Origin of the sequence: Bordetella petrii (assembly GCF_000067205.1) — a bacterium.
Lineage (GTDB): Bacteria > Pseudomonadota > Gammaproteobacteria > Burkholderiales > Burkholderiaceae_B > Bordetella_A > Bordetella_A petrii.
In genome coordinates, this window is sequence record NC_010170.1 from 1448054 (window position 1) to 1474431 (window position 26378).

Sequence of the window (26378 nt, forward strand, 5' to 3'; positions counted from 1 at the left end):
TGGTTGCCGACCGAGAACAGGCGTTCAGTGAGAAGCCAAAGGCCGGACTCCTCCTTCGGTTGGTTTGAGCTTGAGGCTCAGGACGGCAAGCCCCGCAACGATCAAGGGCACGGCCAAGGCGATGAAAAAGCCCCGCGGACCGCCCCTGGCCAGGAAGCTGCCACCGATGGCGGAGCCCACGATGGCGCCCGCGCGCCCCATGCCGATGGACCACCCAGTGGCCGTCGCGCGCAACGCGGTGGGATAAGCGCCCACGATGAGGTAGTTCAGGGCGATCTGCTGCCCACCGACGCCGAAGCCCGCAGCCCCCGCCAGCACGAATACCAGCGTCCAGTTCTGGCCGGCAAAGCCCAATCCCAGTGCCACGACGATGCCGACCGCGAACATCGCGGCCAACAGGCGGCGCGTATCGACACGCGACAACAGCAACGACAGCGGTATCGCGCAAATGATGAACACCGCGTTGACGATCACCGTTCCCAGCGGCGCGTCCGCTGCCGGCAAACCTGCGGCCCTGAGCACGGTAGGAAGCCACGACAGCAGCATGAACCACGCCATCCAGTTCAGCAGGTAGACGGCCCAGATGGCGACGGTCTTGCGTGCATTGCCATCGGCGAACAGCGCGCGGACGCCCGCGCGCGCGACAGCGGACTCCGGCACAGTGAAGTGCGCTTCGGGTGGCAAAGGGCGGGTCACGATCTTGGACAGCACCTTGGCGATATAGCGCTGCCCCAGGGCATCGCCTCGCGTGGCCCGGTAGTACAACGATTCAGGCAGCACAACCGCGATCAACACCAGCATCGCGAGCGGCACGGCACCGCCAACGATGAAGATGCCTTCCCATCCGATCTGGGGCAGCATACGCGCAGCGAGCAAACCGCCCAGCATCGCACCGGCAGGCAAGCCCAGTAGCACTCCGGTCATGATCGCACCCCGCAGCCGGGCGGGCCCATATTCGGCCGCCAGCGCCAGTAACACAGGCGTGCATCCGCCCATGCCCAGGCCTGCGATGAAACGCAGCGCCAGGATTTGCTGGTGGTCGGCAGCCCAAGACGTCGCCAGTGTCGCTGCGCCGAAGATTGCCAGGCTCAGCATGATGGTCGGCCTGCGGCCGATCCGGTCCCCGACCATGCCCAGTGTCATCGCCCCGATCGTCATCCCGACAATCCCGGCCGTGAGGATCGGGGCAAGTGAGCCAGCCGGCAGATTGAAGGCCGAGAGAATGGCCGGGCCGGTGAACGCGATGGCCTGCGTGTCAAAGCCATCGAACAAGGCAATGGCGAAGCAGAGAATGAATATCCGGCACTGGAATGCACCCAGCCGTTCGTTGTCGATCAATGTTGGAATCGACCATTGAGAATCAGAATTCATCGATGTGTCCATGGCGCGCGGCACAGGGATACCTGGCCGCCGCCATACCTATGCAAATGAAACAAGCCGATACGCCGACGTTGGATTTGCGGTCAGGCGTCGGCGATGCGCAGAATGGGCTTGAGCGTGATGCCCTTGGTGCTGTCTTCGGCGGCCTGGTTGATCTGCTCCAGGGGATAGAACTTCACCAGCCGGTCAAATGGGAAGCGGCCCTGCTGGTAGAGCTTGACCAGTTGCGGGATGAAGACCTGGGGAACGCTGTCGCCCTCGACAATGCCACGGATGCTGCGTCCCCCCAGCAGCAGGCTGTTGATGTCGAAACTGGCCCGGGTGCCCAGTTTGGGCGCGCCGACGATGCCCATGGTTCCCAGCCCGCCCAGGGCATCGATGCCGGCTTCGAGCACTTCCGGCCGCCCGGTGGATTCGAGCGCGAAATCAGCCCCCCCATTGGTGATTTCGCGCACGGTCTCGATGACATCGACTTCTTTGCTGTTCACCGTGTGGGTGGCGCCCAGTTCCTTTGCCAGTTCCAGCCGTGACGGCACGACGTCGATAGCGATGATGGTGGTCGCACCGGCCACGCGGGCCGCCATGACCGCGCTCAGGCCGACGGCCCCGGCGCCATAAGCGGCGAAGCTGCTGCCCACGCGCACCTTGAGCGAGTTGATCACGGCTCCTGCGCCAGTCTGGATGCCACAGCCCAAGGGACCAAGCAGTTCCAGTGGCGCATCGGCCGGAACCTGGATCGCATTGTTTTCGCGCGCCAATGCGTACGTGGCGAACGAGGATTGCGCAAAAAAGTGATCGTGGAGCGGCACGCCGTCAGCGGTTTGCAGCGCTGTATCGCCGTGGATATCGCAGCCGCCGAAGTTGAGCGGATAGAAGTCCTTGCAATAGGCTTCGTGGCCACTGGCGCACGGGTTGCAATGGCCGCAGGCACCATAGGTCAGCACGACATGATCGCCGACCTTCAGGTTCTTGACGTTGGGGCCAACTTCTTCGACGACACCGGCGCCCTCGTGGCCCAGCACCGCGGGAAGAGGCACCGGATAGTACTGATCGCGCACGATCAGGTCGGTGTGGCACAGGCCGGTGGCCACCACCCGCACCAGCACCTCGTCTTTGCGTGGTGCACGGATGCGTGCCGCCTCGATGGTGAAAGGCTGCTGCGGGGCACGCACCACGGCTACCGTGATGCTGCGCAATTCCGTCTTTGCATTCATGGTGTCTTCCTCAAAACGGATAGGCGGGGGCCTGTCCCTTGACTGTGAGCCACTGCCACTGGGTGAACTCCTCCCAGTTGGCCGCGCCGCCGATGCTGCTGCCGTTGCCGGAGGCGCCGACGCCGCCGAAAGGATTGACCACCTCGTCGTTGACGGTCTGGTCGTTGATGTGCAACAAGCCGGTGCGCAAGGATTCGCCCAGCTTGAGCGCGCGTCCGACGTCGCGCGAAAGGACTGCCATCGACAGCCCATACTCGGTGTCGTTGGCCAGCCGGATCGCGTCCTCGTCGCTGTCGAACGGGATCACCACCGCGACGGGGCCGAAGATCTCCTCGTGGAAGGCCGGATTGTCCGGCGTCACGCCGCTGAGCACCGTCGGTGCGAGGAACAGCCCTTCATGCGTGCCGCCTGTTTCCACTACGGCGCCCGCCTGGGTGGCCGCGTCGATGATGCGCAGGGCGTTGTCACGCTGAACGGCATTGATCAGCGGGCCGATGCGCACGTCGCCATGGACGGGGTTGCCCACCTTGAGGCTGCTGGCCTTGGCGATGAGCTTTTGCACGAAGCTGTCGTAGATGCCGCGTTGCACCAGCACGCGCCCGGCGGACATGCAGATCTGCCCCTGGTGCAGATAGACGCCCCAGGCGGTGTTGGCGATGGCCAGGTCCAGATCGGCGTCATCGAGGACGATCAGCGAGTTCTTGCCGCCCAATTCCAGCGAAACCTTCTTGAGATGACGACTGGCTGCTTCGCCCACCTTGCGCCCGGCTGCGGTGGAGCCGGTGAACTGGATCATGTCAATGTTCGGATCGCTGGTCATCGCCGCGCCGGCCGCGCCATCGCCCGGCAGCACCTGCAGCACTCCGGCGGGCAGTCCGGCGAGTTCGAACAGGCGCGCGATTACCATACCGCCACACACGGCCGTGCGAGGGTCGGGCTTGAGGACGACGGCATTGCCCAGCGCCAGCGCGGGCGCCACCGCGCGCATGGCCAGGTACAGCGGGAAATTGAACGGCGGAATCACGCCCACCACCCCGAGCGGCCGCCGACGCGCCAGGCTCAACCGCCCCGGCTCGGAGGGCAGAACCTCACCGGCGCTGCGCGAGGGCAGGCCCGAGGCCTCGTGCAGCGCCTTGATGGTCACGGCGACTTCAAAGCCGGCCTTCATTTGAATGGAACCGCTCTCGCGGACCACCCAGCCGGCGATCTCGTCCGCGTGGTCCTCGGCAAGCCGCGCCGCCTTGCGCAGGACCTGGGCGCGTTCATCGTAGGGCAGTGCTGCCCAGGCCCGCTGCGCGTGTGCGGCCTCAGCGGCCTGGCTGGCGATCAGCGCCGGATCGGCCAGCGCAACGCGACCCAACTCGGTGCCGGTGGCGGGTTCCAGCACGGCGGCTGTCGTGGCGCCTTCACGCCACCGGCCGGCAAACAGGCGGCCACTCCAGAGTTCGGCGGGCAGGAATGTCTGTGACTGACTCACGGCTATCTCCTTTCAATCGGGTGCTCGGGTATGCGAGCAATGCAGGTTCGGACAACCTTTCAGGTGAAACTGGGCTTCAATCCATGTGGATGCCCCGCTCCTTGATGAGCTGACCCCAGCGATCCATTTCCTTGTGCAGATACGTTGCCAATTCCGGCGGTGTGCTGCCTATGGGTTCGGCCTCCACCCCCTTCGAGCTTCTTCAATGTCTCGGGCTGCCACATGGCGTCGTTAAGCACCTTGTTCAGCTTTGCCACCACATTGGCGGGCGTTCCCGCTGACGCGAACACCGCGAACCAGGGCGAGACTTCATAGCCAGGCACACCGGCTTCAGCCATTGTCGGCACATCGGGCAGTGCAGACGAACGTCTGGCAGTGGTCGCGCCAAGGGAGTGCAATTTGCCTGACTGGATGCGCGGTCGCGCCGATGTGATGCTATCGAACATCAGGTCCCACCTGACCGATTTGGGGCCAAGGCGCCGCCGACTGGGCCATCGCCGCACCCGGCAACGCCAGGGCCGCGGCCAGCCGAGCAAGCGTTCGCCAGTTCAGCAACATCCCGCGCCCGCGTCACTTGATGGAGGACGGGTGCTTGGCCAGCGGCGTCACCGAAATCTTCATGAACGGAAACAGCGGCAACTTGCTGAGCGTTTCGTGCAGTTCGTCGTTGCTCTCTACATCGAACACGCTGTAGTTGGCGTATTCGCCCACCACGCGCCACAGGTGCGGCCACTTGCCAGAGCGTTGCAGCGCTTGCGAGTAAGCCTTTTCCTCGGCCTTGATGCGCGCGGCTTCTTCGGCCGGCACGGTGGATGGGATATCGACGATCATGTGAACCAGATAAAGCATGAGATCTCCTTTCTGTATGAAGAATTCGTGGAATCAGGCCACAGCGGTACCGGAGATGAAATCCAGCACTACCTGGTTGAACGCCCGAGGCGCTTCCAGATTCGAGAGGTGGGAGGCCTGCACCACAGCCACGCGCGAGCCTGAAATGCTGGCTTGCATGGCCTGGGCGTCGGCCACCGTCGTCACTGGATCGGAGGCGCCTGCCAGCAGCAGTGTGGGTACGGAAATGCGGCCGATATCGTTCCGCAGGTCTGAAGTCGCCAGCGCCTCGCAGCACGCCGCATAACCTTCGGGATCGATGCCGGCGATCCCCTCCTGCGCGCGCTGCACGGTCGCGGGCTGAGCCTGGATGAAGCCGTCGGTAAACCAGCGGCCCGGTGCGGAATCGGCCAACGTCCGCATGCCAACCGTGCCGCCGCCGCGCACCATGGCGGCGCGCTCGCGCCAGGCCGCATCGGCGCCGATCCTCGCGGCGCTGTTGCAGACCGCGATGGCACTGAGGCGCTGGCCCGCATGAATGCCCAGCCACAGTCCGGTGTGGCCGCCCATCGATATGCCGCAGAACGCGGCCCGCTCGATGCGCAGCGCATCCAGCACGGCGAGCACGTCCTGGCCCAGCTCATCGAAGCTGTAAGAGCCGGCCGTGATCGGGCTGCCGCCGTGGCCGCGGGCGTCGTATCGGATCAGACGGTAGCCAGCGGAGAACGCCGCGACCTGCGGCTCCCACATCTCCAACGTCGTGCCCAGGGAGTTGCTCAGAATCAGCGCCGGGGCGGCGTCATCGCCATCGACGGCCACCCTGAATTCACCGCGGGAGGTTTTCAACTGAAAGGCTTTATTGCTCACGGTACTCTCCTCAAACACGCTCGATGACCAGAGCAATGCCCTGGCCAACGCCGATGCACATAGTGCCCAGCGCATAGCGGCCTCCGCTGCGGTGCAGTTGGTTGATCGTCTTCATGACCAGGCGTGCCCCGCTGGCACCCGGCGGATGCCCGAGTGCGATCGCGCCACCGTTGGGATTGACCCTCGGATCGTCGTCGGGCAAGCCCAATTGGCGCAGCACGGCCAGCCCCTGGGGCGCAAAAGCCTCGTTCAGCTCGATCACGTCGATCTGCTCAACCCGCAAGGTCATGGTCTCCATTGCCGGCGTTGTTGTTGAGGATGATTAGGTCTTTGGCGCCTTGCTCGATCAGACCGTCGATCAGTTCGCCCGGAATACCGGCAGTGCCAAACCCGCCCATCAAAACCGTGGCGCCGTCCTGCACATCGTGCAGCGCCGGGGCCGTGCTGCGAATACGCTTATCAATCATGGGTTTCCTCTTTCTTCTTTTCCTCACACCGTGCCGGAAGCGGCAGGCCGTGTAGCCGGTGCTGTTGCATGGGTACTTGCCAAGTCGCGGCCGTACCAGAGAATGAAAACGCCGATGGCGAGCGCCGCCACCAAGCCTGGCGCAGCAAACACCAGGAAGTTCATCTTAAGCGACAAGGCTGCGGCCATCAGGGAGCCGCCCAGCAGTGGGCCGACGATGGCCCCCGTGCGGCCGATCCCGGATGCCCAGCCCAACCCTGTCGAGCGCATGGACAGCGGATAGAACTGCGCCGTGTTGGCATACAGCAGAATCTGGGTGCCGATGGTGGTGGCGCCTGCAATGGCGATCAGCAGGTACAGCACGGGCATGGGGCTGTTGAAACCGAGCAGCGCGATGGACACCGTGCCCAGCGCGAAGAAAGCGACCACCACCTTGGGGAGGCTGAACCGATCACCCAGCCAGCCGCCCATAATGGCCCCCATCACACCGCCGAAGTTCAGCATTAGCAGGAACGACAGGCTCGACCCCAGGCTGTATCCCGCGTTGGCCATCAGCTTGGGCAGCCACGAACCCAACGCATACACCATCAGCAGGCAGCAGAAGAACGACACCCAGATCATGAGGGTGCCTACCGTGCGGCCTTGCTTGAACAAATCGAGCATCGGCACGCCGGCGCCCTTGGCGTCGGCCATTACCAGTTGCGCACCCGCAGGCAGCGGAACGTCCGGTGCCACCTTGCCCAGCATCTCGCGCGCCTTGGCGTGCTGCCCCTTGCGCAGCAGGAAGCCCACGGATTCAGGCAGTTTCCACACGATAACGGGCAGCAGCACCAAGGGCACGGCCGCAGCGAAGAACATGGACTGCCAGCCATAGCGCGGCAGCATGTAGATGCCCAGGCCCGCGCACAGCACGCCACCGAGCGAATAGCCGCTGAACATGATGGCGACCAGGGTACTGCGGGCGCGTTTGGGCGCGTATTCATTCATCAGTGCCACGGCATTGGGCATCAGGCCGCCGCAGCCCAGGCCCGCGATGAAGCGGTAGATGCCGAACTCGTTGGGCGTGGTCGCAAAGCCGCTCAGGAGCGTGGCGACGCTGAACAGCACGAAGCTGAGCGCCACCCCCTTCTTGCGCCCGATCCGGTCGGCCAGCGGGCCGAACACGAAGGCGCCGAACATCATGCCGAAGAGCGCGTAGCTGCCCAATGCGCCGGCCTGCACCGGCGTCAGCCCCCATTCCTTCATCAGCACGGGCAACACCGCGCCATAGATGAACAGGTCATAACCGTCGAAAATCAGCAGCAGGCCGCACAGGCACATCACCATCCAGTGAAATCGGGTGAAGCGCGCGTTGTCGATGATCTGATTGACTTCCAGCGTTGTCATGTCTCTCTCCTTGTTTGTTGCCGTGAGGGCGAATGTCTCAGCCGTTTTGCGCAGTCGGATCGCGCAGCACGGCCACCGCCTTGATCTCCACGATGTAGCCGGGCGTCCCGCACAGCATGTGCGCGCCGATGGCGGTCCATGCAGGCCTGGGGTGGGTGGTGAAGTAGCGGTCGCGCACCTGCATGAACAAAGGCTGGTCGCGCAGATCGGTGTGGTAGCTCGTGAGGTCGACCACGTCTGCCAGCGACGCGCCTGCCGTCTCCAATACCTGCCGCAGGTTTTCAAATGCCTGCGTGATCTGCGCTTCGCGGCCCTCGACCAGCTTCATGGACGCATCGCGCCCGATCTGGCCGGAGACGTAGATCGTCCGGCCGACCTTCAGCGCCGGCGCATAGCCGATCTTTTCGTACACAGACGCCATTCCGGGAGGAATGATGGCTTGGCGGTCATTCATGAAGTCTCCTTATCGGCGTCACGGCGCCTGTATTGTTCTGTTTGCGTGAGCAGTGGTCAGCCGTTGTCGCCCCCGGCCACTGGCAGCACCGTGCCCGTGATGTAGGCAGCTTCGTCTGAGGCCATGAACAGGATTGGCCCGACCTGGTCGTCCAGACTGCCGTAGCGCTTGAAGAAGTTCGATTCGGTCACCTGCTGGACCGCCTCGCGCATCCACGCCTGTTCCTGCTGGCTGTCGCCGGCCGCGTTGCGCGGCACGCGCCGCGGCGGCGCATTGGTGCCGCCTGGCGCGGTGGCCACCACACGGATGTTGTACGGCGCGTACTCCATCGCCAGAGACTGCGTCAGCGCATTGACGCCACCCTTGGCCGTCGAATACGGCACACGGCGGATGCCGCGTGTGGCGTTGGACGATACGTTGACGATGGTTCCGCCTCCGCGCGCCAACAGGTGCGGCAGCACAGCGTGGCAGGCATAGAGCGTGGGCATCAGCGATCGGCGGATCTCGGCATCAATCTGCTCCGGTTCGAACTCGGCATACGGACGCATGCGGATGGCACCGCCCACGCCATTGATCAGGATGTCGATGCCGCCGAATTTCTCTGCGGCAAAAGCCATGGCCGATCGAGCGCCTTCGTAGGTTTCGAGATCGGCAATGAGTCCCACGGTATTGCCGCCCGGTGCCTCGGCCGCCACCTCGGTGACGAATTCGGCGCGATCGACGAAAAGCACCCGGCCGCCTTCGGCCGCGGCACGTAGCGCCACGCCGCGGCCGATGCCCTGGGCCGCGCCGGTCACGATCACGACCTTGCCTTCAAAGCGTTTTGTCATGCTTCGCTCCGTTCAAGCTGCTGGCTGGTTCGGGGTGAACTTCTCGTAGTGGAAGTTCGCGGGCGTGATGCCTTCGGCCTTGAAATGCTTTTGCACGGCCTCCACCATGGGCGGCGGGCCGCACAGGTACACGTCCACATTGCCGCCATGCAGCGCTTGCGCGGGCATGTGGTTGGTGACATAGCCCTGGCGTTCGTGCGACGTCGCGGGGTCTGCCACGCAGGTGGTGAACGTGAAGCCGGGAATGCGCTGGGCGTACTCCTGTAGCCGCTCCACCAGCACCAGATCCTGGTCGCGCGTCGCGCCGTAGATCATGTGCACGGGCTGCGTCGCGCTCTGGTTCGCCAGCACCTCCAGCATCGCGAGGAAAGGCGCCAGTCCCGTGCCGCCCGCAAGAAACAGCAACGGGCGAGTCACGGCACGCAGGTAGAAGCTGCCCAGCGGGCCGGTCATCTCCAGCGCGCCGCCGGACGCACCGGATGCCGCGCCCGCGAGCCAGCCGCTCATCAGGCCACCGGGCACGTGCTTGATCAGAAACGTCATGCGGCGTGCGCCCGGCGCAGAGCTGAACGAATACGAGCGATGCTGCCCGCTGCCCGGCACGTTGATGTTGACGTACTGCCCCGGCAGGAACGCCGGCGCATCCTCCGACACGTCAAGCGCGAGTTCGTAGGCCGCGTCGCTGAACGGCGTGATGGCCGCGACTGTTCCGCTGAACTGGGCCGTGCCCGTCTTGCATGTGGTGGAGGGCACGGGCACCGCAATCACGCAGTCCGACTTGGGCACCATCTGGCAGGTCAGCACCAGCCCCTCGGCGGCTTCGTCTTCGGTCAGCGCGTCCTCGATGTAGTCATCGCCCAGGTCGTAGGTTCCGCTTTCGGCGCGGCATTTGCAGGTGCCGCACACGCCGTCGGAACAGTCCATGGGCAGATTGATGCGGTGGCGGAATGCGGCATCCAGCACTTTTTCAGTGACGCCGCAGTCCACGAAACGGGTGACACCGTCCTCGAAATTCAGGGCTATTCGAAAGCTGCTCATCGTCGTCTCCTTGGCCGTCAGATGTGGTAGATGTCGATCACCTGACGGATGTAGTCGTTCTTGAGAACGATCTTCTTGCGAGCGATCAGAAAGCCCCTCTTCACCTTGCGCAGCGTCACGTAAATCGTGCCGAAGAAGTGATCGGTGAGTTTGTAGCGATGGCTGAGGGTGTGAAAGTTGTAGCGAACGTCCACGGCGTCGTCGCGCTCGTCCAGCACCTCCACATTGGTGAGCATGTGGTTGGTGCGCGGCTCGGGCATGGAGGCGCTGGAGCGTTCGGTCTTGATACGAAATACCCGGTCTTCCAACCCGTTGCGGTTGGGGTAATAGATCAGCGAGATCTGGCTTTGCGGATCCACGGTCAATTGGTCGTCGTCGTCCCAGGCCGGCATCCAGTACTCGGCATCGGGGGCGTACAGATCCAGCCAAGGCTCCCACTCTCGCTCGTCCAGATGGCGTGCCTCGCGGTAGAGAAACGCGCAGATCATGCCGTAGTCGGCTTGGCTTCCCGTACTCATGGCTGTGCTCCTTCGCGCTCTTGCTGCACGGCTTTGCGCATCTCTTGCGTCCAGTAGTGGTGCTGGCAGACGAACAAGCCTTCGTCCTCGCTGCGCTCGCCGGACAGCAACGGGTTCATGCCCATCTTTCGGGCGTTCTCATCCGGCCCTTCAATCCACAGCGGCGCGCCGCGGCTCAGGTCGTTCCAGCGCACGGCCGATCCGGCATAACCGGCCTGGCAGGCACGGAACTCCTCCAGGTCGTCGGCCGTGCCCATGCCCGAGACGTTGAAGAAGTCCTCGTACTGACGGATGCGGATCGCGCGGTCTTCGGCGCTTTCCCCCTTGGGGCCGAAGCAGAAGATACTGACCTCGGTCTGGCCCACGCTCATGGGCCGCACGACACGGATCTGCGTGCCGAACTGGTCCATCAGGAACACGTTGGGGTACAGGCACAGGTTGCGCGTCTGGCCGACGATGAAGTCGGCGCGTTGTTGGCCCACGCGCTCGGCCAGCGCCTCGCGTTGATTCCAGATCGGGCGCACCTCGGGGTTGAGCGTGTTGGTCCACAACAGAATGTGGCCGTTCTCGAAACCATAAACGCCCGCCTTGGCCTTGCTCCAGTTGTTGGCGTCGGTAGCCTTGACGCCGCCTTCGGCACGGCGGCCCATGGTGGCCGCGTAGTTCCAGTGGACGGTGCTGACGTGGTACCCGTCGCAGCCGTTTTCCATCTGCATCTTCCAGTTGCCGTCGTAGATGTAGCTGGAGTTGCCGCGCAGCACTTCCAGGCCATCGGCTGCCTGGTCCACGATCTGGTCGATGATGACGCGGGTTTCGCCCAGGTAGTCTTCCAGCGGTTGCACGTCGGCATTGAGGCTGCCGAACAGGAAACCCCGGTAGCTCTCGAATCGCGCCACCTTGGTCAGGTCGTGCGAGCCGTCTTTGTTGAAAGCCTCCGGGTATTCGGTGGTCTTCTCGTCCTTGACCTTGAGCAGCTTGCCGCTGTTGCTGAACGACCAGCCGTGGAAGGGGCAGGTGAAGCTGCCCTTGTTGCCGTGCTTGCGACGGCAGAGCATGGCGCCCTTGTGTGCGCAGGTGTTGATCACGGCGTGGAGCTGGCCCGCCTTATCGCGGGTGATGATGATGGGCTGACGGCCGATCGAGGTGGTGTAGTAGTCGTTGAGGTTGGGAATCTGGCTCTCATGCGCCAGATAAACCCAGTTCGCCTCGAAGATGTGCTTCATCTCCAGCTCGAACAGCTCAGGATTGGTGAAGATGTCCCGACGGCACCTGAAAATGCCTTTTTCCTTGTCGTCCTGCAGCGCGTCTTCGAGCAGCTTCTCGACGTCTTGATACTTGTCTGCGCATACGGCGGTGTTCATGATGGGTCTCCTTGGTGTGCAGCCGTCCCCCGCGATCCACGTCGCGGTTCTGTAGGGGAGAGATAAATCGACCACCCGACCATGGCGCGCGCAGCGCCACGGCGGTCATGGCGTCAGGCGGGCCGATCAGGCCGCAAGGCGGGGGCGGTTGACGACCTGGTTGTCAACGCCGTTGACCAGGGCGGTCAGCGAGATGTCGAAGACGATCTCGGCGAAAGGACCATCGAGCCCTTCGGCCTGGATGCTGGCCTGGTCGGCGTGCTCGACCAGCGGAGGGACGAGCCCTTCGCGGGTGGCATAGGCGAAATCGTCGAAGACCAGCGGATCACCATCGATGTTGATCTGCGTCGTCAGCTTGCGGTGACCCTCGGCGGTGACGAAGAAGTGGATGTGAGCGGGGCGGTTGCCATGCCGTCCCAGTTCGTTGAGCAGGCCTTGCGTGGGACCGTCAGGCGGACAGCCATAGCCCTTGGGCACGATGCTCTGGAACTTGTAACGTCCCTGGGCGTCGGTGATGATGGTGCGGCGCATGTTGAACGGCTTTTGCTCGCCCGTGGGGTCATAGTGGGAGTAGAAGCCCTTGGTATTGGCGTGCCAGACCTCGACCTGCGCGCCGGGCAGCGGCTTGCCATCCGCGCCGCGGACCGTGCCGTGCATGATCAGCGTGTGGCCGTCCTTGTCGCTGCCATCGTCCAGCCGCGCATAGCCGTGCTCGACAGGCGCGCCGGCCACGTACAGAGGGCCCTCGATGGTGCGCGGCGTGGCGTCCGAGATCCCGAGGGCGGCATCTTCGGCATCCATGCGCATGTCCAGGTAACGATCGAAGCCCAGGCCGGGCGAGAGCAAGCCTGCTTCGCCGCTGGCGCCGAGCCGGTTCAGATACGCAATGCCCGCCCAGTACTCGTCAGAGGTGACCTTCAGATCTTCGATGGTCTTGTACAGATCGGACAGGATGCGGTGGACGATCTGCTTGACGCGCGGATTGCCACCGCTCTGGTCCAGGCCACTGGCCAAACGCAGGAAGTCCTGCACCTCGGGAGTATTGAAAATTTGGACGCTCATCGCTGTCTCCTTCCTCGGATCGTCGTGGGTTAAAAACGTGGGTCAATTGAAGGTCGCGACGGGCTGGGCTGCCGCCACGACGGCGCCCTGCTTCCTGTCGCGGCGGAAGAACTGGACGCGGTCTTCATCCAGTGCGATGCCCAGGCCCGGCCCCGTCGGCACTGCGAGCTGGAAGTCCGTGTACTGCAGGGGCTGGGCCAGGATTTCTTCGGTCAGCAACAAGGGGCCGAACAGTTCGGTACCCCATTGCAGATCGCGGAAGCTAGCGAATGCATGCGCCGAGGCGATCGTGCCGATCGCGCCCTCCAACATGGTTCCGCCATAGAGTTCGATGCCCGCTGCGTCGGCGATCGCCGCCACCTGCTGGGCTGCCCGCAGGCCGCCGGACTGTTCGGTTTTGACCGCGAATACGTCGGCACCGGCGACACGCGCCAGGGCGAATGCCGAGGCTGGACCCGTCAGCGATTCGTCGGCCATCACGGCAATCGCAAAGCGGCCTTTCAGGCGCGCCATTGCGTCGGCACAGGCCACGGGCTGTTCCACCAGCTCGCATCCCGCGTCGACCAGCCCGGCCAAGCCGCGCTGGGCTTCGAGTTCGCTCCAGGCCATGTTCACGTCCACCCGCACGGCGCCGCGATTGCCCAGTGCTTTCTTGATGGCGGCGACGTGGGCTACGTCGGCATCCACGGCGCGGCGGCCGATCTTGAGCTTGAAAATGTTGTGGCGGCGCTGCGCCAGCATGCGCTCGGCCTCGTCAATATCCTTGGCCGTATCGCCCGAAGCCAGCGTCCAGGCCACCGGCAGGCTGTCGCGCACCCGGCCGCCCAGCAGTTGGGACACCGGCAGACCCGTGCGCTGCCCCAGCGCGTCGAACAGCGCGGTCTCCACAGCGCACTTGGCGAAGCGGTTGTCGTGGATGGCCTTGTTGAGCCTGGCCATGATGGCGGGCACGTGGCTGGCATCCGCGCCGATCAGCAGGGGCGCGAAATAGGTATCGATGGCCAGCTGCATGCCCTCGGGCGATTCGGCGCCATAGGCCAACCCGCCGATCGTCGTCCCTTCGCCCACCCCCACTGTGCCGTCCGAGCAGTAGAGGCGCACGATCATCAGCGTCTGGCCGTTCATCGTCACCATCGACAACTGATGGGGACGGATCGTAGGCAGATCCAATAAGAAGGTCTCCACCCGCTCGATGAGCGCCGGAGCCGCGCAAACTTGAAAGCGTTGTGTGTTTTCCATGGCCCCGATTGGACGCCAAGCCATGCGTTCCGCCCAACACTAAATTTGTCTAATTCAATACCCTGAAGGTATAATTTTACTAGCGAGTCATATAAATCAATGACTTACAAAAAAGCCCATGCCTATATATGGTTTTCCCTTATGGATGTCCGCCAGCTTAGATACTTCGTTGCCGTAGCCAACACGCGCAACTTCACACGCGCCTCCGAACAGCTTCACATCGCCCAGCCCCCGCTGAGCCGGCAGATTCAACTGCTCGAAGAGGAACTGGGCGTGCAGCTCCTGCTGCGCAACAGCCGGCCGCTGCGCCTGACCGAGGCCGGACGCAGTTTTTACGAACAAGCGCTGCAAATCATCAACCGCCTAGACCAGCTCAAGAACACCACCCGGCAGATCGGCCTTAATCAGCGCCAAACCTTGTCCATCGGCTTTGTCGCTTCCACCCTGTACGGCGGTCTGCCCATGCTGGTGCGCAAACTGCGACAGCGCTATCCCGAAGTGGACATACAACTTGTGGAACTGACTTCGATGCAGCAGTTCGCCGCGCTGAAGTCGGGGCGCATCGACGTGGGTTTCGGGCGCATTCGCAGTAACGACTCGTCGGTGGAACGCATCGTCCTGCGCGAGGAGCGGTTGGTCCTGGCGCTTCCGCCGGGTTCGCCACTGACTGAAGGCGACGAGCAAGTCACCCTCAAAGCCCTGGAGGGGCAAAAGCTCATCGTGTATCCCAAGGAGCCGCGCCCGAGCTTCGCCGACCACATTCTGAGCCTGCTCAATGACCAGGCGATCCGGCCCTCGGAGATCCACGAGGTGCGCGAGATCCAGACCGCGCTGGGTCTGGTCGCTGCCGAGTCGGGGATCTGCCTCATTCCCGCTTCCGCCCGACTGCGCAACGACCTGCACTACCGCCTGATCGACGACACGCGGGCCACCTCGCCGATCATTCTGACCCACCGAATCAACGACAACGGCTGGTACATCGACGCCGTCAAGCAAGTGGTGGCCGACATGTATGCGGAAAAGCCGGCTTGGCTGGACGTAGAGCACAACATTTTTCCGAAAGTCGATTTGCCGAAACCTACCTCGCACGAACGTTGACCGCACGCCGCTGAAGATGCGGCGCGGCCCATGTCGGTTAGCACTGGCGGCGAGCTGCGTACCAGGGACACAGGGTGCCTGTGACAGGACGGCCAGGCTTAACGATGATGTCGACCTATCTGGTGGATATTGAAGGAACAGTACGCCGGAAGGTGTAGCGTCGGAACGTAATCCAACTGGACCCTCGGGTTCCCGGTTCAGGCGGTGGCGTATTGTTTCTTGTGTGATTACCGCAGACGGCGCAGCATTGTGAGACACATTGCCCCGTGGCGGAATCACCGATTACAACCTGCGGTTTCGATTATCGCTTCCGGCATCCACCCTCAGAGGGAGGGTATTTGTTGTCCTCCTCAGCTTGGAACTTCAACTAGGGCGTGTTAACACTAATAGCGATTGCGTCCACTGCGGCGGATACTTCGGGGCATGGAGATCACACCCGAGCAATTCGCCACGATTGAGCACTGCCTGCCCAAGCAGCGTGGCAACGTCAGCCTGAGCAATCTGCAGGTGGTCAATGCGATCCTCTACGTGGCCGAACATGGTTGCAAGTGGCGCGGACTGCCCAAACGCTTCGGCAACTGGCACACGATTTACACGCGCATGAATCGCTGGACCAAAGCTGGCGTCCTGGATCGCATGTTCGAGGAGTTGCAGCGTGCGCAAGTCGTGCGTATCAGGATCGAAGCCGTCTCGCTGGACTCCACAAGCATCAAGGTCCATCCCGACGGCACAGGGGCACTAAAAAAAACGGTCCGCAGTCCATCGGAAAGTCCCGAGGTGGATGGAACACCAAGATTCATATGGTTGCCGCGGATGCTCGAACGGCCGTGACGTTTTCGCTCTCGCCTGGGCAGGCGCACGACGCACCCGAAGGCCGGCGCCTGCTCAGCAGTCTTGGGCCGACCAGCAGACCGGTGCATTTGTTGATGGACCGTGCCTACGAAGGCAACGAGACACGGCAGCTGGCACTGGATCTGGGTTTCATTCCGGTGGTGCCACCAATGAAGACGCGGATCGAACCGTGGGACTACGACCGCGAGATGTACAAGCGCCGCAATGAGGTGGAGCGGTTGTTCCGTCGACTCAAAGGCTATCGCCGTATCTTCTCGCGGTTCGAGAAACTCGACCTCATGTTCCTGGGCTTCATCAGCTTCGTGCTCGTCGCTGATGGACTGAGGATGTGTTAACAGGCCCTAGCCCAACCAAAAATTCGTTCAATGCGCCCACGCACCCGGCTCGTGGTTTCGTCCTTGGTGTTCCAGATCGGCTTCAGGATCCGGCGAATATGGTCGACGGTAATGTCATCGACTGGTAGCTTTCCAATGATTGGATGGGCATCCATTTGTACAGGCTGTGGGTGCTCACGCCCAGGCGGTTGGAGACATCGGCCACGCTGTGGCCCTGGTCAAGGATTTGTTTGACCGCCTCGGTCTTGAATTCTTCGGGGTAACGTTGACTGCTCATACGGGCTCCTATTGGACAGGAAATAGGAGGCTCTTGAACCGCCCCGGGAATCGTGGAGGCCGGTTGGTTTAAGTCAGGCCACCACCATGGAGGCCTGATTGGCGAGTTGCCGGTAGTAGTTTGCCTCAGCCTCGGCCGGCGGGATGTAGCCGATGGGTTCGAGCAGCCGGTGGTGGTTGAACCATGACACCCATGGGAGGGTAGCCAGCTCCACCGACTCCTTGGTCCTCCATGGGGCTCGCCGATGGATCAATTCGGCCTTGTACAGCCCGTTGATCGTCTCGGCCAGCGCGTTGGAGCGAGCAGGCAACTGCGCCGCATGGTGACATTGAGAGTCGACCTTTTCGGGTGACGCATCCGCACCATCCATTGTTTGGCCAGGAGTTTGATCTGGTCATGCGCGGCGTGAACTGGCATGAGGACAGGGCCTTCTTCCATGACTGTGCCGGCCGCGTGCGCTCGCTACCGACGAGCTGGACTGACCTTGTCGCCGAGGATCCCTTCAACGCAGTGGCCGCCGGACGAGCCGCGTTCCGGCTCCGGGAACTGCTCGATCTGGTGCAGCTCATCGGGAGCTTGAAGCCATGAACCGATGCCTTCGATGTAAGGACAAATATGTTCATGTTGTAAAGTCAATCATGTGCATGCCACTGATTGGGTCTAGGCGCTCTCGCTCGGACTCTTCCATGCTCGTTCACGTAGTTGTCTATGAGAGACTGGTCAAATTGATGAGCAAGCCGATAAATTGCCTTGACATCGACGTCGACCTGCTCATAATCATATTTACAGTAAAACGTCTGTCAGATCTGAGGAGCTTGCATGCCAGAGGATCGAAGCAAGCAAGATGCCTTGCGCCAACACGCCACGCTCAACCCACGTCCTGCCGGCGTCACTCACGCGCTGTTCGGAACCAGCGAGTTCTTCGATCCCCACGACCTGTTGCAGGTCAAGTACGAGATGCTGCGGCTCGTCAGCGTCGACAAGCGCTCGATCAGCGAAGCGGCCAAGTCCTGCGGCTTCTCGCGTCCCTCGTTCTACCAAGCCCAGGCCGCCTTCGAGCAACACGGCTTGGCGGGCCTGATCGCGAACAAGCCCGGACCGCGCAGCGCCCACAAGCTCACGCCGGCGGTGATGCAGTTCCTGACAGAGGCGCGCGCCGCCGACCCGGGCGTGCGGGCCGAGCACTTGGCCGCGTGGGTGCGCAAGCGCTTCGGTGTACAGGTCCATCCGCGCAGCATCGAGCGGCAGCTGCTACGCAAAAAAAAACCGCGCTGAATTCATCGTGCGCTTCGCCCACGCGTGCGCCGCGCAACGATGGCCTGATCGCCCGCTACGAAGAACTGCGACGCCAGGTGCTCGGGCGCTCCGGCGCGCAGGGGCATGGCTTGGCGCTGCTCATGCGTCGCGGCGTGAGTGCCTGGATGCAGGCGTGGAGTCAGTGCGTGGCGCCGCCGTCAGTGACGGTGGTGCCGCTCGCGCCGGTGCAAGGGCTCGATGACCAAGGCATTTGCCCTATGCAACTGCACACGGAGGTGGCAACGCTCTTGGCCAACATGGTTCTGTTCGCCCGTCAGGAGGTCCCCGCATGATGAACGATCCGCATCAGAAGGTGCAGGCCAGCCACCTCAAGCGCAATGCCTACGTGTACGTGCGTCAGTCGACGCTGCGCCAAGTGTTCGAGAACACCGAGAGTACCAAGCGCCAGTACGGGCTGCGCCAGCGCGCCGTGGCGCTCGGCTGGACCGAAGAACGCATCATCGTGATCGACAGCGATCTCGGCCAGTCAGGGGCCTCATCGGACCGGGAGGGCTTCCAGCGCCTGGTGGCCGAGGTCGGCATGGGGCATGCCGGCATCGTGCTCGGCTTGGAGGTCTCGCGCCTGGCGCGCAACTCCATGGACTGGCACCGGCTGCTGGAGATCTGCGCGCTGACCGGCACATTGATCTGCGACGAAGACGGTGCGTACGACCCGGCGCACTTCAACGACCGCCTGCTGCTCGGTCTCAAGGGCACCATGAGCGAGGCCGAGCTGCACGTGCTGCGAGCACGCCTGCAAGGCGGGATCCTGAACAAGGCGCGCCGCGGCGAGTTGGAGATGCGCCCGCCCGTGGGGATGGTCTACGACAGCGAGGGTGTGCTCGGCCTGGATCCGGATCGGCAGGTGCAGCATTGCCTGAGGTGGTTGTTCGCCACCTTCGCCCGCACGGGGTCGGCCCGCGCCACCGTCAAGGCCGCGCAGCGTGAGCACCTGGCGTTCCCACGACGCTGCGGCAAGGGCGCACACAAGGGAGAATTGCTCTGGGGCGAGCTCTGTCACGATCAGGTGCTGCGCGTGCTGCACAACCCAAGATATGCCGGCGCCTTCGTCTATGGTCGCAGCCATACGCGCCGCAGCGTCGACGGCGTCGCCCGTTTGCAGCGCATGCCTCGGGAGCAATGGATTACGTTGATTCCCGAGACACATGCGGGCTACATCTCCTGGGACGAGTATGAGCACAACCAGCGTCGTCTTCACGAGAGCGCGCAGGCGATGGGTGCCGATCGACGCCGTGGGCCGGCGCGCGAGGGGCCCGCATTGCTGCAAGGCCTGGTGCTGTGCGGGCGCTGCGGCATGCGCATGACGGTTGGCTATCACAGCCGCCATGGCCAGCTGTGCCCCGAGTATGTCTGTCAGCGCGAGGGCATCAGTCGTGGCGAAGCGGTGTGCCAGCGCATCCCTGGTTCGGGCATCGACGAGGTCATCGGCGCCCTGCTCGTCGAAGCGGTCAATCCCGTCGCGCTCGAGGTGACGCTGGCAGTGCAACGTGAACTGCAGTCTCGCTTCGAAGAAGCCGACCGGCTGCGTCATGCCCAGGTCGAACGTGCGCAATACGAGTGCGAGTTGGCGCAGCGCCGCTATTTGCGTGTGGACCCCGACAACCGGCTGGTCGCCGATTCGCTGGAAGCGCATTGGAACGACAAGCTGCGCGCCTTGGCCGAAGCGCACGAGGAGTACGCGCGCCGCTGCAAGCAGGACGCACATGTATTGACGCAAGAGCATTGCAGCGCAATCCTCGCGCTGGCCTCGGACTTCCCGCGTCTGTGGAGCGATCCCGCCACGCCCGATCGCGAGCGCAAGCGCATGGTCCGACTGCTGTTGGAGGATGTGACCTTGAATCGCGATGAGCAGATCAGCGTGCAGATCCGCTTCAAGGGTGGGGCTCGCAGGAGCCTGCATCTGCCACTGCCCTTGTGCTCCTGGAAGCTGCATGTCACGCCGTCGACGGTCGTGGAAGAGATCGACCGGTTGTTGAACGATCACACGCCCTTGCAGATCGCGGCCATCCTCAATGAGCGCGGCGTGACTTCAGGCGCCGGTGCGGCGTTCCATCCCCAACTCGTTGCTCGTCTGGCGCGCAATTACCAACTCAAGCCGCGCTATGAGCGCCTGCGCGAGCGTGGGCTCTTGACCCTCGAGGAAATGGCCGACAAGCTGCAGGTGACGCCCACGACGGTGAAGATATGGCTGCGCCACGGGCTGCTCCGTGGTCACGCGTACAGTGACAAGAATGAGTGTCTGTATGAGGAGCCGGGCGACGACGCTCCGCGCAAGACACTCGGCGCCAAGCTCTCGCAGCGACGCCTCGATGCGACGGTTCTCTCTGATCGTACGAAGGGGGTGCAGTATGAAGCGTAGTCCTTGTCGTAGCTGTCACCTTTGCTGCCCACCGAGGGCTCGATACCGGCCTGGGCCAGTCGCTCGGTGTAGCGGATGCTGACGTATTGCGACCCCCTGTCGGAGTGGCAAACCAGGCTGCCATCGCGCTCAGGCTGGCGCGCATACAGCGCCTGTTCCAGGGCATCGAGCACGAAGTCCGTGCGCATCGAACTGCTTACCCGCCAGCCCACGATGCGCCGGGCGTACACATCGATCACGAAGGCCACGTACAGCCAGCCCTGCCAGGTCGACACGTAGGTGAAGTCCGAGACCCAGAGCTGGTTGGGCCGGTCTGCTCTGAACACCCGGTTGACCCGGTCCAGCGGGCACGGCGCCCGACCATCGCTGATGGTGGTACGCACCACCTTGCCACGGCGCACGCCCTGCAAGCGCAGGCGCCGCATCAGCCGCTCGACCGTGCAGCGCGCCACCACAATGCCCTCGCGGTTCATTTGCTTCCAGACCTTGTCGGCGCCATAGACCCGCATGTTGGCCTGCCAGACGCGTTCAATGTGCGCCACCAGGGTGTCGTCACGTTGAGCGCGCGGACAGCGCAGTTGGGGGTTGCGTTGTTGAGCGGCGTGGCGCCAATAGCCTGACGGGGCGACCTGCAACACCTTGCAGATCGACTCGACCCCGTAGGCCTGTCGATACTGGTCGATGAAGCCCTTCAGGGCTTCAGACGGCGGTCGAGCTCCGCCTGGGCGAAAAACGCGCTGGCCAGCTTCAAGATCTCGTTGGCCTTGCGCAGCTCCTTGTTCTCGCGTTCGAGCTCCTTCAGACGCTGCAGCTCGGAAGTGCTGACGCCCTCACGCACGCCGCTGTCGACCTCGACACGCTTGACCCAGGTATGCAGGGTCTGCGGCACACAACCGATCTTGGGCGCGATCGAATCGATGGCGGCCCACAGAGATGGGTACTCGCCTCGGTGCTCCAGCACCATGCGAACAGCACGCTCGCGCACTTCGGGTGAAAACTGGTTCGACTTCTTGCTCATGGCTCTATCCTCTCAGGGAAAAGAGCCTCCTCAAAACCCGGGGCGGTTCAGATCAGCACCCCGCACGACCCTTGCGTTGACGTCGCTTATCGCGGCGTCTCCATGGCTGGGGCCCGGGCGGTGTCCGTGCGCTGCAGCAGCGCCGCCACGGCGGGGCTCAGCCAGCGCTGGAAGGCCAGACCGGCCACCACGCCCATACTCACCCAGAACGACAGCGACAACCAGGTGGTGGCCCAGATGAACTGGCTGCCCAGCTCGCGCAGCGCCGCCAGGGCCTCACCCGTGAAACCGGCCAGCGGGTCGGCCACGATGTGCGGCGCGCCCACCACGAAGGGCAGCGCCAGACAAGCCATTGCAGCGGCCCAGCGCAGGGGGCTGCGCATCAGCGCAACCGACGCACAGGCCAGCGCCGCACCGCCCGCCGCGAGCACCCACCAGCCCTGGCGCGAACCCAGCCGGCCGGCGTCCATGCCGGGGATCTCGGCGTGCAGGCCCAGCGAAGGCCAGAAGTGAAACGTAAGCCAACCGGCGGCGGCCACCCAGGCGGCCAAGGGCACAGCGCGCAAGGCGCTACCGCGCCACTGACACACCGCCATCACGGCCAGCACTAGCAGCGCCATGCTGAACGCGTGCAGCACATTGGCCACCCAGGTCCAGGAGTAGCGCTCCACCCCGTCGGCGGGCGCCCATGCTTCGGCGGCGTCGCCATGGTCGTGCGCCGCACCGTCCGCATGGACGCGCGCAGCAGCAGCGGTCGGCGTTGACACCGGCTCGGGCGCGGCCACCTTCTGGCTTTCAAACCTCTCGGCCGCCAGGATGATGGGAGCGGTCTGCAACTGCTGCAGGCCCGACTGCACACTGCCGACCAGCAGGGCCACAGCCAGCGCCGCCCAGATCAATCGTCGAAAAATCATGACTCTCTCCATACAAAGATGAGCGACGGTGTGGCCCCGTCAATAAGCGGACCCGGGGAAGCAAGACCTGCAACGCCAGCAGCGCCCAAAATCAGGAACAAGGTGAAACCCGCTCCGTCGGGCTACGCGCTTCGCCCCTTGGAGGGGGGCGCGCGCAGCGCGGTGGGTTATTCATTCCCTCAATGACAGGGCTTGACAGTCACGTGGCGCACATCGTGTGCAGCGTTGTGCGCCAGCGGGCTTTCGGCAAAAGCCACGCCGTACAGGACGACCAGGCCCAGCGCGGCGCCAGCGGACAGTTGCAACAGTAAGCTGCGCGTGGCGCTCAGGCGCTGGGCGGCGGGGACAGCAGTGGTAGAAAATGAACTCATGGTTTACTCCATTCAAGGTAGGGAAACAGGACAGTGGATCTCAAGCCATTGCGGCAACGACCTTGATCGGTGAGCGTTGTGGCTCGTGCTTGTGCTTGGGGTCGATCGCTGGCGGGCAAAGCGCATGGGCCAGCAGGATCGGGTGCCCATGTGGGGTGTTGAGGTGGGCCTGTTTCCACTCCTGTGCGCGCGAGTTGACGTCTCCACCCGTCACAAGCCCCAGCGACGCCACCAACTTTTCCAGCGCCGACACCCATTGCCGGTAGTAGGTGTCGTTGACGCTTTCGCCGGGCAGAGCCGGGGAAGCGTCGATTTCGGCGGTGAAGGTCTCGGCCCAGTCTTTCCACTGAAAGAGACCGGCCTTGTGCATGCTGACCACCAAGGCAAACGCCTGGGACTGCCAAGGCTCGTCAAACACAGGGCCATCGAGGTCCTTCAGCGAACCCTCTGGCAATGGAAACCGTTCGTCTTTCATGATCACGCTGGCTCCAGGTAGTCATCCCACAAGTCGACGCGAATCGTGTCCTTCGGCGAGGAAGCGTCTTGCCCCCACAGTTCGACCGACGTGAAACTCACGGTGTAAACGTGCTGGGGGTGCTCGCCCTTTCCGTGTGCCGCGGTGTCCGGCGTCACGAACACACCATGGTCGATGACCACTGTCCCCACTTTGCCCCGCGTGTAGCGCGGCATGCGGGTATGGCCCACCGGGTGCTTGTTGAGGACGCGAACCTTGTCGCCCACAGCGAACCGCGCCTGCACCCCCTCCTTGCGGGCGGCAGAAGCTCCGTTACTGAGCAGTCCGTCCACCATGACCGGCGTCAGCACCGGTGTCGCTGTCTTGCCAGATGCCTTGCCGGTCGCGAGTTCCGTTGCCGTGAGCACACCCTTTTCGACCAGCAAGGTTTCGATGGAATGGATCCAGTGTTCGTAGTAGGTTCCCTTCAGGTAGTCGATGGGGTTCATGCGCTCGATGCCGTGTCGAAACTCATCGATGTTGAAGTTGCCGTTTGCGAAAAGCGCCGGAAACAATGCCAGGACCCGACCCTCCCACTCGCCATGAAGGATGGGCTCATTCGGCTCCCTGTAAACCGGGCCATAACCATGTGCTCCGCCAGTGTCGTGAATGCCGTTCATGATGATCTCCTTAGTGGGAAGGTTTGGGTTGGGTGGGCAGGCCAGTGCCGATCATCGAATCGCGGGTGACGAGTTCGGCCAGTTGTTCTTCGCTGTAGCCTTCGGTTCCTGCGGGCCTTTCCGGCAGCACCATGTAGCGCAATTCGGCTGTGGTGTCCCAGACGCGGATTTCCTTGTTGGTGGGGATCACCAAACCGAACTCCGCCAGGACCCCACGCGGGTCGCTCACCATGCGCGACCGGTAGGGTGCGGCCTTGTACCAGGCCGGCGGCAAGCCCAGTGACGGCCATGGGTAGCAAGAGCACAGGGTGCAGACGAAGACGTTGTGCACGGCGGGGGTGTTTTCCAGAATGACTGTGTCTTCTCCCTGCACTCCAGAGAAGCCCAGTTCGGCAATGCCAGCGCTGCCATTCGCCAGCAAGCGCGCCTTGTATGCCGGGTCCACCCAGGCCTTGGCAACAACCTTGGCGCCGTTCCGAGGGCCCACCTTGTGTTCATAGGTTTGGACCACAGCGTCCATGGCCGCCGGGTCGACCAAACCTTTCTCGACGAGCAGAGACTCCAAGGCCTTCACCCGCAGCGCAATGTCTTCAGGCGGTGCCTGGTACCCGTCGTGATGGTGGTCGTGTGTGTGTGATTGCCCCATGGTGCGGTTCTCCTGTGTGGTTGAAAAAAGGGGTACAGCGACTTCAACTCGGCATCGACACTGAAGGCCAATGCCACCTTGCAGATTGCGCTCCCGGCGCAACCCCATGCAAAGAACTTCGAGCATCCAGAGGGCTCCGAGAAGACGGCAGATTGTAGGAGGCTATGTCACCTCCTTCTTCTGCTTGGTCTCGGCCACTTCAGGCAGACGCAGCGGTAGCACAATGGGTCGTGCGCCGCCGCGCCTGCTTTCTTGCAGCTCAGCCCGCTCCGATCAGTTCCGGATGACGCTGGTGCCAGGTCGTGGCTTTCTCGTAGGCCAGCCCAGCACGCAGCAGGGTCTTCTCGTCCAGCGGCCGGCCGCTGATCTGCATGCCGATCGGCAACCCATCCTTGGAGAAACCACAGGGCAGGTTCAGCGTGGGTAATCCTGTCACGTTGCCGAACGAGGTGAAGCGCGTATAGGCCATGACCAACGCCTCTACCGTGCCGTCCGGCCATGTGTGGACCTCCTCCCCGCTGCGAGCAGCCGGGATGGGCAGTGTGGGTGCGATCAGCACATCGATGCGCTGGTACATCTCGGCCACCGCGCGCTGCATCAGCGTACGGACGCGCTGCGCCTGCAGGTAGTCGGTGGCGGTGACTAGATCTCCGAGTTCCAGCAGTATGCGGACATCGGCGGTGTAGAGCTCGGGTGACTCGCGCAGCATCGTGCGGTGGTAGGCGCTGGCTTCGGGTAGCATGATCCCGAACTCCACCGGGATGATCTGCTCGGCCATGGGCACTTCGACTTCCACCAGTTCGGCGCCCAGCTCTTTCAGTTGATCGATGGCGGCACGAACCGCACTTTCAACTTCCGGGTCCACGCGGTCGAAGAAGTAGTTCTTCGGCACGCCCACGCGCAGGCCTTTCACGCCTTGGCCGAGCCCTTCGGCATAGCTGGGCACCGGCTCATCCAACGAGCCGCGGTCGGCTGGATCGAAGCCAGCCATCACCTGAAGGCTGAGCGCCGTGTCTTCCACGGTGCGCGTGATCGGGCCTGGATGGTCCAGGCTCCAGGAAAGTGAACTCACACCGGCACGGCTCACGCGCCCGTAGGTTGGCTTCAGGCCTACGGTGTTGCACATCGACGAAGGGATGCGAACGGATCCAGCGGTGTCGGTGCCGGTCGCCAAGTAGACGCCGCAGGCTGCGACCGTGGCCGCCGAGCCGCCGCTGGAGCCACCCGGTGTTCTTCCCGGGTCCCAGGGGTTGCGCGACTTCGGAGTGATGGCGCCATAGGCGAATTCGTGCGTATGGGTCTTGCCAAGGATAACGGCACCTGCGTCTTGTAAGCGCCGGACTACGGCGCAGTCTTGCTGCGGCGTCCAATTCGTGCGCTGGCGCGACGATGCCGTGGTGGGTACGCCAGCGATGTCGTATAAGTCCTTGACCGCTACAGGCACGCCATGCAGCGGGCCTTTCCAGCGCCCGGCGCTGATGTCGGCGTCAGCTTGCTGGGCTGCTGCACGGGCCTGATCCTCCAGCACGCACACGTACGCACTGATCTGTTTTTCGGTGGAGCGCACCTGCGTCAGACAGGCGTCCAGAACTTCAACGGCGGAGACTTCCCGTGCCTTAAGTTTCTGCGCAACTTGCGCGAGGGTGAGGCGGGTTAGCGAACTCATGACTGCACCTCCTTCCAGCGCGGGTCGAAGGCAGGTGCCGGCTGGATTTCACCGGTATTGACCGCATCGAGTTGCTGGAGGGTCGGCAGCACCATCAGGTTGAACGCCTCGGCAAGGGACGCCATGCGTTCGGACGGCAGGCCGAGGGCGACGGAATCGCTGACCGAACGCACGCCAGCGTCGGTGAGTAGGGATCGTGGCATGGCTGGCTCCGGGGTAGTTGGTTTGAATGGGCCTTGTAGCATGTTGGTCAAAGCCTTGCAATCGTGCC

At 63.4% G+C, this 26378-nt stretch carries 26 protein-coding genes, 6 pseudogenes and 1 other annotated feature; of the genes and pseudogenes, 5 read left to right on the plus strand and 27 right to left on the minus strand.

Annotated features, from left to right (window positions below):
• Positions 1 to 24 precede the first annotated feature (24 nt).
• The 16 genes and pseudogenes from BPET_RS07015 to BPET_RS07085 form a co-directional block, all read right to left on the minus strand.
• A complete protein-coding gene (locus tag BPET_RS07015; RefSeq protein ID WP_012248370.1) occupies positions 25 to 1383 on the minus strand; it encodes an MFS transporter in 1359 nt (452 codons plus the stop codon).
• 80 nt (positions 1384 to 1463) lie between these two features.
• Entirely contained in the window at positions 1464 to 2594 is a 1131-nt protein-coding gene (locus tag BPET_RS07020; RefSeq protein WP_012248371.1) for an NAD(P)-dependent alcohol dehydrogenase, read from the minus strand.
• Between the two features lie 10 nt (positions 2595 to 2604).
• Entirely contained in the window at positions 2605 to 4077 is a 1473-nt protein-coding gene (locus BPET_RS07025) for a benzaldehyde dehydrogenase (RefSeq protein WP_238589621.1), read from the minus strand.
• 70 nt (positions 4078 to 4147) lie between these two features.
• Positions 4148 to 4523 (minus strand): annotated as a pseudogene (locus tag BPET_RS25840) (tripartite tricarboxylate transporter substrate-binding protein); the annotation flags it as partial.
• 118 nt (positions 4524 to 4641) lie between these two features.
• Entirely contained in the window at positions 4642 to 4920 is a 279-nt protein-coding gene (gene catC / locus BPET_RS07030; protein ID WP_012248374.1) for a muconolactone Delta-isomerase, read from the minus strand.
• 33 nt (positions 4921 to 4953) lie between these two features.
• Complete coding sequence (gene pcaD, locus BPET_RS07035; RefSeq protein WP_012248375.1) at positions 4954 to 5766, minus strand: 3-oxoadipate enol-lactonase; 813 nt, start codon at positions 5764 to 5766, stop codon at positions 4954 to 4956.
• 10 nt (positions 5767 to 5776) lie between these two features.
• Positions 5777 to 6043 (minus strand): annotated as a pseudogene (locus BPET_RS07040) (3-oxoadipyl-CoA thiolase); the annotation flags it as partial.
• Position 6044: 1 nt separating this feature from the next.
• Positions 6045 to 6233: pseudogene (locus BPET_RS07045) on the minus strand (CoA-transferase); the annotation flags it as partial.
• Between the two features lie 23 nt (positions 6234 to 6256).
• Complete coding sequence (locus BPET_RS07050) at positions 6257 to 7618, minus strand: MFS transporter (RefSeq protein ID WP_012248378.1); 1362 nt, start codon at positions 7616 to 7618, stop codon at positions 6257 to 6259.
• A gap of 37 nt (positions 7619 to 7655) precedes the next feature.
• Positions 7656 to 8072: a RidA family protein gene (locus BPET_RS07055; protein WP_012248379.1), complete on the minus strand. Its 417-nt coding sequence runs from the start codon at positions 8070 to 8072 to the stop codon at positions 7656 to 7658.
• A 56-nt stretch (positions 8073 to 8128) separates the two neighbouring features.
• A complete protein-coding gene (benD, locus tag BPET_RS07060; protein WP_012248380.1) occupies positions 8129 to 8902 on the minus strand; it encodes a benzoate diol dehydrogenase BenD in 774 nt (257 codons plus the stop codon).
• Between the two features lie 12 nt (positions 8903 to 8914).
• Entirely contained in the window at positions 8915 to 9940 is a 1026-nt protein-coding gene (benC, locus tag BPET_RS07065; RefSeq protein ID WP_012248381.1) for a benzoate 1,2-dioxygenase electron transfer component BenC, read from the minus strand.
• A 17-nt stretch (positions 9941 to 9957) separates the two neighbouring features.
• On the minus strand, positions 9958 to 10458 hold the full coding sequence (gene benB / locus BPET_RS07070; protein WP_012248382.1) for a benzoate 1,2-dioxygenase small subunit: 501 nt from the start codon (positions 10456 to 10458) through the stop codon (positions 9958 to 9960).
• A complete protein-coding gene (locus tag BPET_RS07075) occupies positions 10455 to 11819 on the minus strand; it encodes a Rieske 2Fe-2S domain-containing protein (RefSeq protein WP_012248383.1) in 1365 nt (454 codons plus the stop codon). The genes benB and BPET_RS07075 overlap by 4 nt, the downstream gene beginning before the upstream one ends.
• Positions 11820 to 11945: 126 nt before the next feature.
• Positions 11946 to 12881, minus strand: coding sequence for a catechol 1,2-dioxygenase (gene catA, locus BPET_RS07080; protein ID WP_012248384.1), 936 nt, complete (start codon positions 12879 to 12881; stop codon positions 11946 to 11948).
• A 42-nt stretch (positions 12882 to 12923) separates the two neighbouring features.
• Positions 12924 to 14120: a muconate/chloromuconate family cycloisomerase gene (locus tag BPET_RS07085; protein WP_041862778.1), complete on the minus strand. Its 1197-nt coding sequence runs from the start codon at positions 14118 to 14120 to the stop codon at positions 12924 to 12926.
• A gap of 141 nt (positions 14121 to 14261) precedes the next feature.
• On the opposite strand from BPET_RS07085, the gene BPET_RS07090 reads away from it, so the two are divergent.
• Together BPET_RS07090 and BPET_RS26555 are read left to right on the plus strand one after the other, a co-directional pair.
• Positions 14262 to 15218: a LysR family transcriptional regulator gene (locus tag BPET_RS07090; RefSeq protein ID WP_041863662.1), complete on the plus strand. Its 957-nt coding sequence runs from the start codon at positions 14262 to 14264 to the stop codon at positions 15216 to 15218.
• A gap of 423 nt (positions 15219 to 15641) precedes the next feature.
• A protein-coding gene (locus BPET_RS26555) for an IS5 family transposase (protein WP_151208946.1) occupies positions 15642 to 16405 on the plus strand; the annotation gives its coding sequence in 2 pieces (ribosomal slippage) (positions 15642 to 15957 and positions 15957 to 16405; 765 coding nt in all).
• Here the strand turns inward: BPET_RS26555 and BPET_RS27545 are convergent.
• The 3 genes and pseudogenes from BPET_RS27545 to BPET_RS07110 form a co-directional block, all read right to left on the minus strand.
• A complete protein-coding gene (locus BPET_RS27545; protein WP_371916051.1) occupies positions 16402 to 16560 on the minus strand; it encodes a phage integrase central domain-containing protein in 159 nt (52 codons plus the stop codon). The two genes, BPET_RS26555 and BPET_RS27545, sit on opposite strands and share 4 nt — an antisense overlap.
• Positions 16554 to 16682: pseudogene (locus BPET_RS07105) on the minus strand (transposase); the annotation flags it as partial. The pseudogene BPET_RS07105 and the gene BPET_RS27545, both read right to left, overlap by 7 nt.
• A 73-nt stretch (positions 16683 to 16755) precedes the next feature.
• Positions 16756 to 16977: pseudogene (locus BPET_RS07110) on the minus strand (IS3 family transposase); the annotation flags it as partial.
• A 101-nt stretch (positions 16978 to 17078) separates the two neighbouring features.
• Between BPET_RS07110 and BPET_RS07115 the strand changes: the two are divergent.
• The 3 genes from BPET_RS07115 (at position 17079) to BPET_RS07130 (ending at position 20358) form a co-directional block, all read left to right on the plus strand.
• Positions 17079 to 17270 carry a DUF5372 family protein gene (locus BPET_RS07115; RefSeq protein WP_012248391.1) on the plus strand — a complete coding sequence of 64 codons (192 nt, stop codon included), beginning with the start codon at positions 17079 to 17081 and terminating at the stop codon, positions 17268 to 17270.
• Positions 17271 to 17501: 231 nt separating this feature from the next.
• Positions 17502 to 17957, plus strand: a complete 456-nt coding sequence (locus tag BPET_RS07120; protein ID WP_012248392.1) for a helix-turn-helix domain-containing protein — start codon at positions 17502 to 17504, stop codon at positions 17955 to 17957.
• 310 nt (positions 17958 to 18267) lie between these two features.
• Complete coding sequence (locus tag BPET_RS07130) at positions 18268 to 20358, plus strand: recombinase family protein (protein WP_012248393.1); 2091 nt, start codon at positions 18268 to 18270, stop codon at positions 20356 to 20358.
• On the opposite strand, the pseudogene BPET_RS25850 reads toward BPET_RS07130, so the two are convergent.
• The 8 genes and pseudogenes from BPET_RS25850 to BPET_RS07170 all read right to left on the minus strand — a co-directional run.
• Positions 20322 to 21376, minus strand: a pseudogene (locus tag BPET_RS25850) (IS3 family transposase); the annotation flags it as partial. The gene BPET_RS07130 and the pseudogene BPET_RS25850 sit on opposite strands and share 37 nt — an antisense overlap.
• Positions 20979 to 21095 (minus strand) — a sequence feature (AL1L pseudoknot). It overlaps the preceding pseudogene by 117 nt.
• Positions 21377 to 21462: 86 nt before the next feature.
• On the minus strand, positions 21463 to 22290 hold the full coding sequence (locus tag BPET_RS07140) for a CbtA family protein (protein ID WP_012248396.1): 828 nt from the start codon (positions 22288 to 22290) through the stop codon (positions 21463 to 21465).
• A 179-nt stretch (positions 22291 to 22469) separates the two neighbouring features.
• Positions 22470 to 22661, minus strand: a complete 192-nt coding sequence (locus BPET_RS07145; protein WP_012248397.1) for a CbtB domain-containing protein — start codon at positions 22659 to 22661, stop codon at positions 22470 to 22472.
• 40 nt (positions 22662 to 22701) lie between these two features.
• Entirely contained in the window at positions 22702 to 23136 is a 435-nt protein-coding gene (locus tag BPET_RS07150) for a nitrile hydratase accessory protein (RefSeq protein ID WP_012248398.1), read from the minus strand.
• A gap of 2 nt (positions 23137 to 23138) precedes the next feature.
• A complete protein-coding gene (gene nthB / locus BPET_RS07155) occupies positions 23139 to 23795 on the minus strand; it encodes a nitrile hydratase subunit beta (protein WP_012248399.1) in 657 nt (218 codons plus the stop codon).
• Between the two features lie 10 nt (positions 23796 to 23805).
• The gene (nthA, locus tag BPET_RS07160) at positions 23806 to 24441 is read right to left on the minus strand and encodes a nitrile hydratase subunit alpha (protein ID WP_034112801.1); all 636 of its coding nucleotides are present in this window, start codon (positions 24439 to 24441) and stop codon (positions 23806 to 23808) included.
• A gap of 259 nt (positions 24442 to 24700) precedes the next feature.
• Positions 24701 to 26107, minus strand: coding sequence for an Asp-tRNA(Asn)/Glu-tRNA(Gln) amidotransferase GatCAB subunit A (locus BPET_RS07165; RefSeq protein WP_012248401.1), 1407 nt, complete (start codon positions 26105 to 26107; stop codon positions 24701 to 24703).
• Positions 26104 to 26310 carry a hypothetical protein gene (locus BPET_RS07170; protein ID WP_012248402.1) on the minus strand — a complete coding sequence of 69 codons (207 nt, stop codon included), beginning with the start codon at positions 26308 to 26310 and terminating at the stop codon, positions 26104 to 26106. The genes BPET_RS07165 and BPET_RS07170 overlap by 4 nt, the downstream gene beginning before the upstream one ends.
• Between the last annotated feature and the right edge of the window lie 68 nt (positions 26311 to 26378).

Bases quoted from the DNA above. Each gene is read 5' to 3' on its own strand.
- BPET_RS07120 (WP_012248392.1), top strand. From the start codon at position 17,502: ATGCCAGAGGATCGAAGCAAGCAAGATGCCTTGCGCCAACACGCCACG.
- catA (WP_012248384.1), bottom strand. From the start codon at position 12,881: ATGAGCGTCCAAATTTTCAATACTCCCGAGGTGCAGGACTTCCTGCGT.
- BPET_RS07130 (WP_012248393.1), top strand. From the start codon at position 18,268: ATGATGAACGATCCGCATCAGAAGGTGCAGGCCAGCCACCTCAAGCGC.
- BPET_RS07055 (WP_012248379.1), bottom strand. From the start codon at position 8,072: ATGAATGACCGCCAAGCCATCATTCCTCCCGGAATGGCGTCTGTGTAC.
- benC (WP_012248381.1), bottom strand. From the start codon at position 9,940: ATGAGCAGCTTTCGAATAGCCCTGAATTTCGAGGACGGTGTCACCCGT.
- BPET_RS27545 (WP_371916051.1), bottom strand. From the start codon at position 16,560: ATGGATGCCCATCCAATCATTGGAAAGCTACCAGTCGATGACATTACC.
- BPET_RS07020 (WP_012248371.1), bottom strand. From the start codon at position 2,594: ATGAATGCAAAGACGGAATTGCGCAGCATCACGGTAGCCGTGGTGCGT.
- nthB (WP_012248399.1), bottom strand. From the start codon at position 23,795: ATGAACGGCATTCACGACACTGGCGGAGCACATGGTTATGGCCCGGTT.
- BPET_RS07015 (WP_012248370.1), bottom strand. From the start codon at position 1,383: ATGGACACATCGATGAATTCTGATTCTCAATGGTCGATTCCAACATTG.
- BPET_RS07050 (WP_012248378.1), bottom strand. From the start codon at position 7,618: ATGACAACGCTGGAAGTCAATCAGATCATCGACAACGCGCGCTTCACC.
- catC (WP_012248374.1), bottom strand. From the start codon at position 4,920: ATGCTTTATCTGGTTCACATGATCGTCGATATCCCATCCACCGTGCCG.
- BPET_RS07115 (WP_012248391.1), top strand. From the start codon at position 17,079: ATGCGCGGCGTGAACTGGCATGAGGACAGGGCCTTCTTCCATGACTGT.
- benD (WP_012248380.1), bottom strand. From the start codon at position 8,902: ATGACAAAACGCTTTGAAGGCAAGGTCGTGATCGTGACCGGCGCGGCC.
- BPET_RS07085 (WP_041862778.1), bottom strand. From the start codon at position 14,120: ATGGAAAACACACAACGCTTTCAAGTTTGCGCGGCTCCGGCGCTCATC.
- nthA (WP_034112801.1), bottom strand. From the start codon at position 24,441: ATGGGGCAATCACACACACACGACCACCATCACGACGGGTACCAGGCA.
- BPET_RS07145 (WP_012248397.1), bottom strand. From the start codon at position 22,661: ATGAGTTCATTTTCTACCACTGCTGTCCCCGCCGCCCAGCGCCTGAGC.
- BPET_RS07075 (WP_012248383.1), bottom strand. From the start codon at position 11,819: ATGAACACCGCCGTATGCGCAGACAAGTATCAAGACGTCGAGAAGCTG.
- BPET_RS07140 (WP_012248396.1), bottom strand. From the start codon at position 22,290: ATGATTTTTCGACGATTGATCTGGGCGGCGCTGGCTGTGGCCCTGCTG.
- BPET_RS07165 (WP_012248401.1), bottom strand. From the start codon at position 26,107: ATGAGTTCGCTAACCCGCCTCACCCTCGCGCAAGTTGCGCAGAAACTT.
- benB (WP_012248382.1), bottom strand. From the start codon at position 10,458: ATGAGTACGGGAAGCCAAGCCGACTACGGCATGATCTGCGCGTTTCTC.
- BPET_RS07090 (WP_041863662.1), top strand. From the start codon at position 14,262: ATGGATGTCCGCCAGCTTAGATACTTCGTTGCCGTAGCCAACACGCGC.
- BPET_RS07150 (WP_012248398.1), bottom strand. From the start codon at position 23,136: ATGAAAGACGAACGGTTTCCATTGCCAGAGGGTTCGCTGAAGGACCTC.
- BPET_RS07170 (WP_012248402.1), bottom strand. From the start codon at position 26,310: ATGCCACGATCCCTACTCACCGACGCTGGCGTGCGTTCGGTCAGCGAT.